The organism is Microlunatus kandeliicorticis (assembly GCF_014137855.1).
Taxonomy (GTDB): domain Bacteria; phylum Actinomycetota; class Actinomycetes; order Propionibacteriales; family Propionibacteriaceae; genus Microlunatus; species Microlunatus kandeliicorticis.
In genome coordinates this window covers 399,416-411,417 of sequence record NZ_JACGWT010000001.1, presented here as the reverse complement: position 1 = coordinate 411,417, position 12,002 = coordinate 399,416, and the positions used below count along the sequence as shown (strand labels likewise).

The following is a 12,002-nucleotide window of genomic DNA, read 5'->3' as shown; positions in this document are numbered from 1 at the left end:
TCAGGCCGCGAGCAGCAGGTCCACCCGGGGGCGGTCGGCCACCGGCGCCGGCCGCACCCGGAGCGGGCGGACGGCGAGCGGACGTCCCACGTCCGGACGCCCCTTCCCGTCGGGCGTCCCCGGTCGGTCGGGCGTCCCCGGTCGGTCGCCTCGTCGGAGCCGGTCGTCGCGGTTGCGGGTGGTGAGGTCGAGCACGCAGTCGCGGAGCAGGTCGGACAGCCCGATCCCCAGCGCGCTGCAGACGTCGGCCAGGATCTCGGAGGAGGCCTCCTTGCGCCCGCGCTCGATCTCCGACAGGTAGGCCAGCGAGACCCCGGACCGGGCGGCCAGCCGGGTGAGCGTCAGCCCCTGACGGTGCCGGGCCCGGCGCAGCGCGGCGCCCTCGAGCGTCCGGAGCAGCGGATCGGGCCGCTGGCGCCCGGGCACCGGCCGGAGCACCGGGGCGCGGTCACGGCCGTCCGGGGTCCGGGTCGCCGGGTCCCGGCGCGGGGTGGCTGGCTCGGACATCGGGCTCCCTCCGGCGACCATCCACGGCCGCGACAGAGGGTCGCCGACCGCTGCCCACGCTAGGCCGGGACCCGTACCTGCGCCGAGGCCTTTCGCCGCCGGCGAACGAGCGCTACTTGCGGGCGGCGTTCCGCTTGGCCCGCTCGGCTTCCATCTGCTTGCGCTGCTGCTCGCTCTGGATCCGCATCGCCTCGAAGTCGAAGGCCAGCAGGAAGAGCGCCACGATGCCGGCCAGCACCAGCGAGATCACCGGGGACAGGTTGAGCAGCAGCGGGGCGGTGATCAACAGGCACATGTCGAAGCCGCGGAAGATGTTGGTCATCAGCCCGGGCGGCACCGCCCCGGCGTTGGTGGAGATCGCCGGCTTGCTGAAGTCCGGGCCCTTGGCGGTGGTCCAGCGGACCGCACCGAGGAACCCGGCGGCGCCGACCGCCACCGCGTACAGGAACGCGGCGACGACGTCGCGTCGGGTGCTGCCCTGACCGAACCCCGCGAAGGCCGGAGTGGCCAGCAACGCCCAGACCGCCGCGACGATCGCCGGGACGGTGACCACCGCCCGCTTGATCTGGCCGGTGGTGAAGGGCAGGCAGCGGGCCAGCCCGGGCGTCCGGGTGAAGACGCGCAGCCCGCCCATCAGCGGGATCAGCGACCCGAACAGCGCGAGTGCGGAGAAGACCGGGGCCACCTGGCCGAGCCCGAGGGCGTCGGCGGCGTAGGGGACGACCAGCACCACCGCGACCGCGATCAGCACCTGCGGGGCGCGGCCCAGCCGCTGCAGCTCGCGCCAGACCAGGGTCTGGAGCCCGACCGAGCGGCCCGGCTTCGAGCGGACCTGGCCGATCTCGAGGGCCCGGCGCTCGACCACGATGTCGCGGACCAGGCCGAGGTCGAGCGCGAAGAACGCTCCGGAGATGCCGCTGACCAGCGCGCCGCCGCTGGTCAGGGTGCTGCGTCGGATCCGGCCCAGCCGGGCGCTGGCGATCACGGCGCCGATCACGAGCACCACCAGGGCCAGCCCGAGCAGCGCGACCCCGAGCTCGGGGTTGAAGCCGGTGGGCAGCGCGAGGGTCACCCAGCCGGCGGCGACCGCGATCACCGCGAGCAGGGCGGCCACCCCGAGCGCGGTGAACAGCCAGGTCGCCAGCTTGGTGAGCAGGCGGCGTTCGGCTCCCTGCTGGGCCGCGGCGAAGGCGACCGCGCCGGCCCCCGCGACGCCGGTGGCGGCGGCCCAGATCAGGATCGAGGTCCAGGTCGAGCCGGTGAGGGCCGAGACCAGCCCGCCGAGCACGAAGCAGATCACCCCGGCGCCGGCGATGATCCCGGCCATCCGCGCCCGGAGCATCGAGGACCGGCGGATCGGGGCGTCGAGCATCCAGAAGCCCTCGGCGGCCGAGGCCAGCACGGGGCCGAACAGCCGGGCCGCGGCCAGCGCGCCGGCGGCGGCGAGCGCGTACGCCGCCCAGGGCAGTACGGTGCGGCCGGACAGGCAGGGCCCGGTCGCGCAGGAGGCGACGACCCGCTGCGCCTGGAGCACGACGTTGACGATCATCGCGCCGACCAGGACGACGCCGAACAGCACGACGTAGCCGTCGAAGATCGCCTCGGACAGCTTCTTGGTGGCCCGGCCCGACCGCCAGTCGCGGACCATCAGCTTGAGCTCGCGCGGCCGCGCCGGGGTCAGGTCGGCGCGGCGGATCGCCTCGAGCGGGTCGTAGGGGCCGGAGGACCCAACGGTGGACGCGGTCACCGGCGACCACCCTGCCGCGGACGCGGACGGCCCTTGGGCTGGCCGGGACGACCACCCCCCTTGCCGCCCTGCTGCTTCGCGGCCTGCGGCTTCGGCGGCTTCGGGGCGACGTCGTCGGCCACCGGGGTCTCCCCGTCGGCGCTGAGGACCTCGTCGGGGTCGGTGCCGGCGAGCAGGTTCTCGGCGCCGGCGCGCGGCGCACCGAGCGTCACCACCCGGGTGGCCACGGTCTGCACCAGTCGGGGCTCGTGGCTCGCGAAGATGATGGCCAGCCCCTGCTCGCGCTCGTTCTTGAGCCGGTTGGCCAGCCAGGTGACGCCCTCGACGTCGAGCCGCTGCTCGGGCTCGTCGAGGATGAGCAGCCGGCGCGGCCGGACGAAGGCGGTGGCCAGCGCCAGCCGGCGGCGCTGACCCGAGGAGAGCGTCCCGGGCAGCTGGCCGGACTGCGGCACCAGCTGGACCTCCTCGAGCACCTCGTCGACCAGCGGGTCGGGGTTCTCGACGCCGTGGGCGCGGGCCAGCAGGTCGAGGTGCTCGACCACGCTGAGGTCGGGGAAGAAGTCGAGGTCGTCGATGACGGTGGCCATGTCGCGACGGATCGCCGCCGAGGTCTCGGTCATCGGGGTGCCGCAGACCTCGATGGTGCCCTCGTCGGCCTTGTCGGCGCCGACCAGCAGCCGGAGCAGCGTCGACTTGCCGGCCCCGTTGCGGCCGGTCAGCGCGATCGCCTCACCCTCACGCACCTGGAGGTTGAAGCGGTCGAGGATCACCGTCGACCCGAACGCCCGACGGAGTCCGGACACCCTGACGACGGTGTTGCTGCCCTTGGCCATAGTCACTGATTCTGCCTGTTCCGTCCGCGCCGGACGAACCCGGCGAAGCTGCCGTGCTGCGGGCCGACTGAGAACGGACCCACCTCACGGCACCCGGAGGCGGTTCGCCCAATCCGGGACGGATCCCGCTGCGAACCAACGGTGACGGGACGGACGACCGGTCGCACGGCGGCCGGGGAGCGGGCGGAGGTGGCATGAGCAGAGGCGTCAGCCTGCGCACCGCCGTGCCCGGGATTCGCACCCGCGGGTTTTACAGCGCATGTGAGAAGCTGCCTCCATGGACGGCGCGGTGCACGGCGGGGACGACCCCGCCTCCGCCGGTTCGTCCGAGCTTCCCGAGGACCGCCCCGAGCGCGGCAACGACCAGCTCGCCGCTCTGCTCGCCGCGGCCGCCGAGGGTGACCAGCAGGCCTTCGCCGAGCTCTATGACCGCACCAGTGCCCGGGTCCACGGCGTCGCGCTGCGCGTCCTCCGCTCGCCCGACCACGCCGCCGAGGTCACCCAGGAGGTCTTCGTCGACGTCTGGCGACAGGCGACCCGCTACTCGGCCGGCCGCGGCTCGGTGCTGGCCTGGATCACCACGATGGCGCACCGCCGTGCCGTCGACCGGGTGCGTTCGGTGACCAGCGAGACCGCGCGCGACGTGAAGTACGCCGAGCACACCGTCGAGGTCGCGCACGACGAGGTCTGGGCCGGTGTCGACCAGCGGCTCGACGTCGAGCGCGTGCGTGAGGGGATGGCCCAGCTCACCAGCATCCAGCGCGAGGCGCTGACCCTCGCCTACTTCGGCGGCTACAGCCAGAGCCAGGTCGCCGAGCACCTCGGCGTGCCGCTGGGCACCGTCAAGACCCGGATCCGCGACGGCCTCAGCGGCCTCCGGTCGGTGCTGGGGGTGAACGCATGACCCCGCCCATCGAGGAGTCGCTGCACGAGCTCAGCGGCAGCTACGCGGTGCACGCGCTGACCGGCACCGAGCTGAGCGAGTTCGAGGCGCACCTGCACGACTGCGCGCAGTGCCGCGAGGAGGTCCGCTCCTTCCGCGAGGCGCTGACCGAGCTCGACGGGGTGATCGAGGTGGCCCCGCCCCCGGCTGTGCGCAGCAACGTGCTGGCCGCCATCGCGGGGACCGCGCAGCTGCCCCCGATCGAGGCCGCCGACGGGCCGCGGCACGCCGCGCAGCTCGACGGCCAGCCGGACGGCCAGCCGGACAGCCAGCCGGACAGCCGGCAGAGCGGCGAGCCCGACAGCCGGACGGCGAGCGCGAGCGAGGACGGGGTCCGCGGGACCGTCGCCGAACGCAGCGGGGGAACGGTGGCCGATCTCGGCGCGGCCCGCGAGCGGCGTGAGCGGCGGACCGGCCGCGGTCGGGCCTGGATCGCGGTGGCGGCCGCCGCCGCGGTGATCGCCGTCGGCGCCGGTGGCTGGGCGGTCAACCTCAACCGACAGCTCGAGCAGCAGCAGCAGGCGCAGGTCGCCGGGCAGCAGCTCAACCAGCGCGAGTCGGCGCTGCTCAACGCCCCCGACGCCACGGTCTACGCGACCACGCTCAACGACGGCACCCCGGTCTCCTACGTGGTGTCGAAGCGGCTCAACCAGGCGATGCTGGTGGCCGCCGACGTCCGCAGCCCGGGCGCCGACAGGGTCTGGCAGCTGTGGACGGTGCCCGGGTCGGGTCAGCCGGTCCGCGACACGACCTTCGTCGCCGGCACCAACCAGCGGGTCTTCATGACCGGGGACATCGACCGGGCGGGTGCCCTGGCCATCACCGTCGAGCGGGCCGGGTCGACGCCGACCGCTCCGACGATGACGCCGTTCGCCGTGGTGAAGCTCTGAGCTGAGCCCGCTGCTCAGCGGCGAGCACCCGGACTTGTCGGTGCCGCATGGCAGGCTGAACGCGTGTCCGATCCTTCCGCCCCGGTGACCGCTCCGGGCGACCACCGCGCCACCCTGGCCAAGCGCCGGGCCGACGTCGCGGAGATGTTCGACGCGGTCGCCGGCCGCTACGACCTGACCAACGACGTGCTGTCGCTCGGCCAGGACCGGGTCTGGCGGCGCCGGGTGACCCAGGCCGTCGGGGCCCGCCGCGGCGAGCGGGTGCTCGACCTCGCCGCCGGCACCGGCACCTCGAGCGTGCCGTTCGCCGAGGCCGGCGCCCAGGTGGTGCCGACCGACCTGTCGCTGGGGATGCTGACGGTGGGCAAGCGCCGCCGTCCGGACTTCTGGTTCGTCGCCGGGGACGCGCTCCGGCTGCCCTTCGGCGACGGCGTCTTCGACGCGGTGACGATCTCCTTCGGGCTGCGCAACGTCGAGGACACCGCGGCCGCGCTGGCCGAGCTGCGGCGGGTGACCCGGCCGGGGGGCCGGATGGTGATCTGCGAGTTCTCCCAGCCGACCTCGGCCGCGTTCCGCTCGGTCTACCGCAACTACCTGCTGGCGGCGCTGCCCCGGATCGCCCGCCGGCTCTCCCCCAGCCCGTCGGCCTACGTCTACCTGGCCGAGTCGATCCTGGCCTGGCCCGACCAGCGTGCGCTGGCCGAGCTGATCGGCGCGGCCGGCTGGGGCGAGGTCCGGTGGCGCAACCTCTCCGGGGGGATCGTCGCGCTGCACCGGGCGGTCGCGCGGTGAGCAGCGGCCGCTCCGGGCTCGACCTGACCCACCGGCTCGGACTGGCCGGCCGGCTCGGCCTCGACGACCGGCCGGTGCCCGACGGAGCCCCGACCGGTCCCGAGGTCGGCGCACCCTCGGGCGAGGTCGGCAGCGGAGCGGCCGACGGCCCGATCTGGCTCAATGCGTACGCCGCCCGCAGCTGCGCGGTGAAGACCCACAACCAGTTCGACCCGACGGTGGCCACGGTCAGCTGGCAGCCGGACGAGACGCTGCAGGAGCTGTTCAACGGCGGCGACGGGTTCGAGAGCGCGGTGGTCGACCGGCTCGTCCGGGAGAGCGGGCTCAGCGTCGTCGACCTGCGGCTGCTCGCCGACCAGCCGTGGCCGGTGCAGCAGGCGGCCTCGGCGCAGGCGGTGGCCGACGGCGTCGACCTGATCGTCGGTGCGCTGCTTCCCCCGACGCTGGCCGACGGCGCGAACGGCTCCGGCGGATCGGAGCGAACCGTCGGCCGGGGCGCGGCCGGCCGGACCGACGGCACCGCCGGCCGGCTCGGATCGGTCGATCTGCTGGTCCGCGGCGGACGACGTCCCGACGGCCGCCACGGCTATCACGCCGGCGAGATCAAGTGGCACAAGCTGCACGAACGCCGGACGCTGACCGGCACCACCCGTCCGAACACGGCGCTGCTGCTCGCCGAGCTCGACGCGCCGGCCCGGGACCGCGCGGTGCGCAAGTGGGGCTACGGGTTCCGGACCCACACCCGCGAGGCCGATCTGCTCCAGGTCGCGCACTACCACCGGATGCTCGAGGCGGCCGGCTGGTCGGCCCCCGGGCGGCCCGCCGCGATGCTGGTCGGCACCGACGACTGGGCCGGACGCACCTTGGTGACCTGGGTCGACCTCGACGAGCCGCTGCTCCGGACGTTCTCGCGCAGCGCCGACCCGCGGTCGGACCGCACCCGCGCGGACGAGGGCGCGGCGTCGGGCGAGGGGTGGACGCTGCACAGCCCGCTCGAGCGCTACGACCACGAGTTCGGCTTCCGGGTGGCGGTGGCCGAGGTCGCGCGCCGTCAGGACCAGCCGGACCCGCCGGCCCCGCTGGTCGAGCCGGTGGTGGTCAAGGAGTGCGGGCGCTGCGAGTGGTGGGAGCACTGCGCCACCCGGCTCGACCCCGACGACATCAGCCTGCGGATCGGGTCCGGGGCGCTCGACATCCGCGAGATCGGCACCCTGCGGGCCCACGGCATCCGGACGGTCGCGCAGCTGGCCGCGGCCGATCTCGACGAGGTCGCGGTCTGGTACCTGCCCGAGGTCGCGCACCGGACCAGTGCGGCCGACCGGCTGGCCGCGGCCGCCCGGCGGGCCCGGATGCTGCTGGCCGACGTCGCCTTCGTCCGGACCACCGACGGCCCGATCCGGGTGCCGGCCGACGGGCCGGCGTTCGCCACCGAGGTCGACCTCGACATCGAGACCTCGGCCGACGGCCGGGTCTATCTGTGGGGCTTCCTGCTCGGCGGCCGCTACCGGTCCTTCGCCGCGTTCGAGGACCTCGACGACGAGGCGGAGCGGGCGCTGGCCGCCGAGGCGCTCGGTTGGCTCCGGGAGACGGTGCTGGCCGGCGGGCGGACCGGGGTCTACCACTACTCCGAGTTCGAGACGAACCACCTGCACCGGCTGGCGACCGACCCGGGGGCCACACCGGACCAGCACGAGCTGTTCGCCTGGGTCGACGCATTCGCCACCGGGCGTGGGGGTCTGGCCGGGCTCGGCGGGTTCGTCGACCTGCTCGGCGTGGTCAAGGCCCACTTCTTCGGGGCGCGCGGTCTGGGGCTCAAGGTGGTGGCCAGCGACGGCGCCGGTTTCGCCTGGCGCGACGACGACCCGGGCGGGCTGAACTCGCAGCGCTGGTTCCTCGACGCCGTCCACGGCGAGACCGGGACCGAGCGCCGCGCGGCCCGCGAGCGGCTGCTCGCCTACAACGAGGACGACGTGATCGCCACCGCCCGGGTCCGGGACTGGTTGCGGTCGCAGCCGTGACCAGCGCGGACCGGACGGTCGTGCTGGACGGCGGGCTGTCCGACGCCCTGGCCGAGCGTGGCCACCGGCTCGGCGGCCAGCTGTGGACCGCGCGATTGCTCCAGGAGGCGCCCGGCGAGATCGCCGCGGCGCACCGGACCTACTTCGACGCCGGGGCGGAGGTGGCGACCACCGCGAGCTACCAGGCGAGCACCGAGGGGTTCGTCCACGCCGGGCTGAGCGCGGTCGAGGCGGAGCGGGCGATCCAGCGGAGCGTGACCCTGGCCCGGGAGGTGCGCGACGCGGTCGACGCCGAGGACCCGCGGGACCGGCCGCGGCTGGTGGCGGCCTCGGTCGGTCCGTACGGGGCGGTGCTGGCCGACGGGTCGGAGTACCGCGGTCGGTACGGGGTGCCGGCGGCCGCCCTGCGTGCCTTCCACGCCGACCGGCTCGAGCTGCTCGCCGCGGCCGGGCCCGACCTGCTGGCGGTCGAGACCGTCCCGGACCTCGACGAGGCGGCGGTGCTGGTCGACCTGCTCGCCGACCTGCACGCCCGGACCGGGCTGACCGCATGGTTCAGCTACACGGTGGCCCGCGGCCGGACCCGGGCCGGTCAGCCGCTCGACGAGGCGTTCGCCCTGGTCGCCGGCTGCCCCGCGGTGATCGCGGTCGGGATCAACTGCTCCGACCCGGCCGAGGTGCTTCCCGCCCTCGAGCAGGTCGGCGCCACCGGGAAACCCGGGGTCGTCTATCCCAACCGCGGCTCCGGCTGGGACGCCGTCGAGCACCGCTGGATCGACGAGCCGCAGATCGACGTCACGGTCGCCCGCGCCTGGATCGACGCCGGCGCCCGCTTCGTCGGCGGCTGCTGCCAGGTCGGCCCCGCCGACATCGCCGCCCTCGCCGCCGTGGTCCACCCCGCCGCTCCCTGATCGCGCACCCACGTGCCCGGAGCCTCTCGAAGTGTGATCGCACCCACGCACACTGAGCCTGTCGAAGTGCCACCGCTCAGCCCACGGGACCGCACCCCGTGCACTGAGCCTGTCGAAGTGCACGGGAACCCAGCGGGCTTCGACAAGCTCAGCCGACGGGACCGCACCCACGCGCACTGAGCCTGTCGAGGTGCAGGAAAAAGGGCTTCGACAAGCTCAGCCACCGTCCCCACCGAGGGCTTCGACAAGCTCAGCCGACGGCACCGCGCCCACGCGCACTGAGCCTGTCGAAGTGCCACCGCTCTGCCACGGGACTGCACACCCGCGCGCACCGAGCCTGTCGAAGTGCAACCGCTCAGCCCACGGGACTGCACACCGTGCACTGAGCCTGTCGAAGTGCACGGAAACCCGACAGGCTTTTACGCGCTGAGCGCACGAGCACGGCTTCGACAAGCTCAGCCACCGTTCCCACCCGGGGCTTCGACAAGCTCAGCCACCGTTCCCACCCGGGGCTTCGACAGGCTCAGCCACCGCCCCCACCCAGGGCCTCGACAAGCTCAGCCACCGCCCCCACCCAGGGCCTCGACAAGCTCAGCCACCGTCTCCACCCGGGGCTTCGACAAGCTCAGCCCACGTCTCCACCCAGGGCTTCGACAAGCTCAACCCACGCGTCAGCGCACCAGGGCGCGGAGGGCTGCGTCGAGGTCGCGGCGTCGGGTGCGGTCGAGCGGGACCTCGACCACCTCGAGGCCCCGCGGCGGGGTCGCCAGCACCGCGTCGAGTTCGTCGAGGGTGGTGGCCCGGCGGAACGGCACCCCGAAACCGGCGCAGATCGCGCCGAGGTCGGCGTGGTGCGGGGTGCCGAAGACCCGCTCGAACGGCCCGGCGTGGTCGGGTCCGCCCTGCTCGAGGGTGGCGAAGATGCTGCCGCCGTCGTCGTTGACCACCACGATCCGCAGGTCGGGCCGCGGCTCCGCCGGTCCGACGGCGAGCGCGGTGACGTCGTGCAGGAAGGTGAGGTCGCCGACCAGCGCCGTGGTCGGACGTCCGGTGCCGAGGGCGATCCCGATGGCCGTGGACAGCGTCCCGTCGATCCCGGCGAGCCCGCGGTTCGCGTGCACCTCCGGCGGCGCCGGGTGGGGTCCGGCGAGGTCGAGGTCGCGGATCGGGTTCGACGACCCGGCGACCAGCACGTCGTCGGCGCCCGACGAGCGCCAGACCCGTTCGGCCACCGCCGGCCCGGTCACCCCGGCTCCCGCGAGCACCGCCTCGACCCGCGGTCGCAGCGCGCGGTCGGCGTCCCGCCAGGCGGCGAGCCAGCCCGGATCGCCGGGCCCGTCGAGCCGGACCGCGTCGCAGACCCGGGCGGCTCGCGCACCGGGGTCGACCCACTCGGCCCCGTCGGCGACCACGACCAGCTCGACGTCGGACCGTCCGAGCAGCCGGGTCACCGGCCGGGACAGCGTCGGGTGACCGACCATGATCACCCGCTCGATCCGGCGGCGCACCGCCTCCGGCCGGTCGTCGCCGAGCAGCAGCCGGTAGCCCGCCACCGCCTCGGCCACCCGCGCGTTGCTCGACGGTTCGGCCAGCAGCGGCAGCCCGGACGCCCGGGCCAGGGCGACCGCCGCGGCCCCGACCGCCGGTCGCGCGTCGCCGACCAGCACCACGGTCGGTGGCCCTGCGGGCAGCACCTCGGGCGGGTCCGGTCGGGCCGCCTGCACCACCGCCGGACCGGCGACCGCCGGTCCGGGACCGTCGAGGTCGTCGGCAGGTGGGAGCAGCGGCTCGACGAGCCCGAGGTTGAGGTGCACCGGCCCGGGCGTCCGGGTCCGGAGCCCCTGTGCGGCGGTGACCAGCCGGGCCAGCTGGTGCCGCCAGCCGGCCGGGTCCTGGTCGGCGGCGTCGAGCTGGGCCTCGGCTCGCACGGCTGCGGCGTAGAGCCCGTTCTGGGTGGTGGTCTGGTTGGCCCCGCGGTCGCGGAGCGCGGTCGGCCGGTCGGCCGTGACCACCAGCAGCGGGACCCCGCTGTGCCGGGCCTCGAGCACCGCCGGGTGCAGGTTGGCGGCGGCCGTCCCCGAGGTCGTGACCACCGGGACGCAGCGCCCGGTGGCCCGGGCCAGCCCGAGCGCGAGGAAGCCGGCCCCGCGTTCGTCGATCCGGACGTGCAGCCGCAGCTGTCCCCGGCGGTCGGCCGTTTCCAGCGCGTACGCGAGCGGCGCGCTCCGCGACCCGGGCGCCAGCACCGCGTCGGTGACGCCCCAGCCGACCAGCTGGTCGACGACCAGCCGGGCCGCCGACGTGGCGGTGTTCACCGGGCTCCCCCGTCGCGCGGGCCCTCGGTGTCGCGTGCACCGAGCACCCCCCGGACCCGGGCCAGCCGCTCGGCCCAGCCCTCGGCGGTCCGCACGCCGGCGGCGCAGCGCGACCAGGCCGCCTCGTCGAGCACCAGCGCGTCCTGGGTGGGCACCGGCATCACGCCGTCGACGGCGCGGAGCGGCGCGGCCACCGGATCGTCGGTGAGCAGCGGGCCGGTGTTGAGTCCGCAGGCGTACGGCAGCTCGGGCAGGGCCGCGGCCAGCGCCAGCCCGGCGGCGAGCCCGACGCCGGTCTCGAGCGCGCTGGAGACCACCACCGGCAGCCCGATCCGCTCGGCGATCTCCAGACAGGCCCGGACGCCGCCGAGCGGCTGCACCTTGAGCACCGCGACGTCGGCAGCCTCGAGCTCGGCCACCCGGTAGGGGTCGGCGGCCCGCCGGATCGACTCGTCGGCGGCCACCGGCACCGAGCGTCCCTTCCCCGCCAGCCGGACGCGGAGCGCGGCCAGGTCCTCGACCCGCGGACACGGCTGCTCGGCGTACTCGAGGTCCCAGCGGTCGAGCGCCGTCAGCGCCTCGACCGCGGTGTCGACGTCCCAGCCGCCGTTGGCGTCCACCCGGACCCGGCCGGCGGCGCCGAGCGCGTCCCGGACGGCGGCCACCCGTTCGCGGTCGTCGTCGAGCCGCTGGCCGGGCTCGGCCACCTTGACCTTTGCCGTCCGGCAGCCCGACGCGGCGACCAGCCGGTGTGCGGTGGCGGGGTCCACCGCGGGCACCGTGCAGTTGACCGGGACCCGGTCCCGGACCGGCGCCGGGAAGCCCTGCTCGGCGGCCTCGTCGGCGGCGGCCAGCCAGGCGGCCGCGGTGGCGTCGTCGTAGTCGAGGAACGGGCTCCACTCGGTCCAGCCGGCCCGTCCGCGCCAGAGCACGCCCTGGCGCTCGGTGATCCCGCGGAACCGCTGCCGCATGGCGATCGCGTAGACGCGCGGCTGGTCGTCGGCGGGCACCGCGCCAGCCTACGAGCGGATTTGGGCGCTCCGGCG

9 protein-coding genes and 1 pseudogene are annotated in these 12,002 nt (G+C 75.3%); 5 read left to right on the top strand and 5 right to left on the bottom strand.

What is annotated here, in order from left to right:
* The 3 genes and pseudogenes from FHX74_RS19750 to FHX74_RS01845 form a co-directional block, all read right to left on the bottom strand.
* On the bottom strand, nucleotides 1-507 hold the full coding sequence (locus tag FHX74_RS19750) for a helix-turn-helix domain-containing protein (RefSeq protein ID WP_220483376.1): 507 nt from the start codon (nucleotides 505-507) through the stop codon (nucleotides 1-3).
* 112 nt (nucleotides 508-619) lie between these two features.
* Nucleotides 620-2,254 carry a DUF6297 family protein gene (locus FHX74_RS01850; RefSeq protein WP_182558370.1) on the bottom strand — a complete coding sequence of 545 codons (1,635 nt, stop codon included), beginning with the start codon at nucleotides 2,252-2,254 and terminating at the stop codon, nucleotides 620-622.
* A gap of 188 nt (nucleotides 2,255-2,442) precedes the next feature.
* Nucleotides 2,443-3,093 (bottom strand): annotated as a pseudogene (locus tag FHX74_RS01845) (ABC transporter ATP-binding protein); the annotation flags it as partial.
* Nucleotides 3,094-3,364: 271 nt separating this feature from the next.
* On the opposite strand from FHX74_RS01845, the gene sigK reads away from it, so the two are divergent.
* The 5 genes from sigK to mmuM all read left to right on the top strand — a co-directional run bounded on the left by sigK (nucleotide 3,365) and on the right by mmuM (nucleotide 8,641).
* Entirely contained in the window at nucleotides 3,365-3,991 is a 627-nt protein-coding gene (sigK, locus tag FHX74_RS01840; RefSeq protein WP_182558369.1) for an ECF RNA polymerase sigma factor SigK, read from the top strand.
* On the top strand, nucleotides 3,988-4,920 hold the full coding sequence (locus FHX74_RS01835; protein WP_182558368.1) for an anti-sigma factor: 933 nt from the start codon (nucleotides 3,988-3,990) through the stop codon (nucleotides 4,918-4,920). The genes sigK and FHX74_RS01835 overlap by 4 nt, the downstream gene beginning before the upstream one ends.
* Before the next feature lie 63 nt (nucleotides 4,921-4,983).
* Nucleotides 4,984-5,712: a demethylmenaquinone methyltransferase gene (locus FHX74_RS01830; protein ID WP_328823569.1), complete on the top strand. Its 729-nt coding sequence runs from the start codon at nucleotides 4,984-4,986 to the stop codon at nucleotides 5,710-5,712.
* Complete coding sequence (locus FHX74_RS20875; protein ID WP_182558367.1) at nucleotides 5,709-7,730, top strand: TM0106 family RecB-like putative nuclease; 2,022 nt, start codon at nucleotides 5,709-5,711, stop codon at nucleotides 7,728-7,730. The genes FHX74_RS01830 and FHX74_RS20875 overlap by 4 nt, the downstream gene beginning before the upstream one ends.
* A complete protein-coding gene (gene mmuM, locus FHX74_RS01820) occupies nucleotides 7,727-8,641 on the top strand; it encodes a homocysteine S-methyltransferase (RefSeq protein WP_328823568.1) in 915 nt (304 codons plus the stop codon). Before FHX74_RS20875 ends, mmuM begins: the two co-directional genes overlap by 4 nt.
* Nucleotides 8,642-9,312: 671 nt before the next feature.
* On the opposite strand, the gene menD is transcribed toward mmuM, so the two are convergent.
* Both menD and FHX74_RS01810 read right to left on the bottom strand, forming a co-directional pair.
* Nucleotides 9,313-10,956, bottom strand: a complete 1,644-nt coding sequence (menD, locus tag FHX74_RS01815) for a 2-succinyl-5-enolpyruvyl-6-hydroxy-3-cyclohexene-1-carboxylic-acid synthase (RefSeq protein WP_182558366.1) — start codon at nucleotides 10,954-10,956, stop codon at nucleotides 9,313-9,315.
* A complete protein-coding gene (locus tag FHX74_RS01810) occupies nucleotides 10,953-11,966 on the bottom strand; it encodes an o-succinylbenzoate synthase (protein ID WP_328823567.1) in 1,014 nt (337 codons plus the stop codon). Before FHX74_RS01810 ends, menD begins: the two co-directional genes overlap by 4 nt.
* Between the last annotated feature and the right edge of the window lie 36 nt (nucleotides 11,967-12,002).

What these genes read in the sequence shown, in the direction of transcription:
- FHX74_RS19750 (WP_220483376.1), bottom strand. Translation starts at nt 507, where the DNA reads ATGTCCGAGCCAGCCACCCCGCGCCGGGACCCGGCGACCCGGACCCCG.
- sigK (WP_182558369.1), top strand. Translation starts at nt 3,365, where the DNA reads ATGGACGGCGCGGTGCACGGCGGGGACGACCCCGCCTCCGCCGGTTCG.
- FHX74_RS01835 (WP_182558368.1), top strand. Translation starts at nt 3,988, where the DNA reads ATGACCCCGCCCATCGAGGAGTCGCTGCACGAGCTCAGCGGCAGCTAC.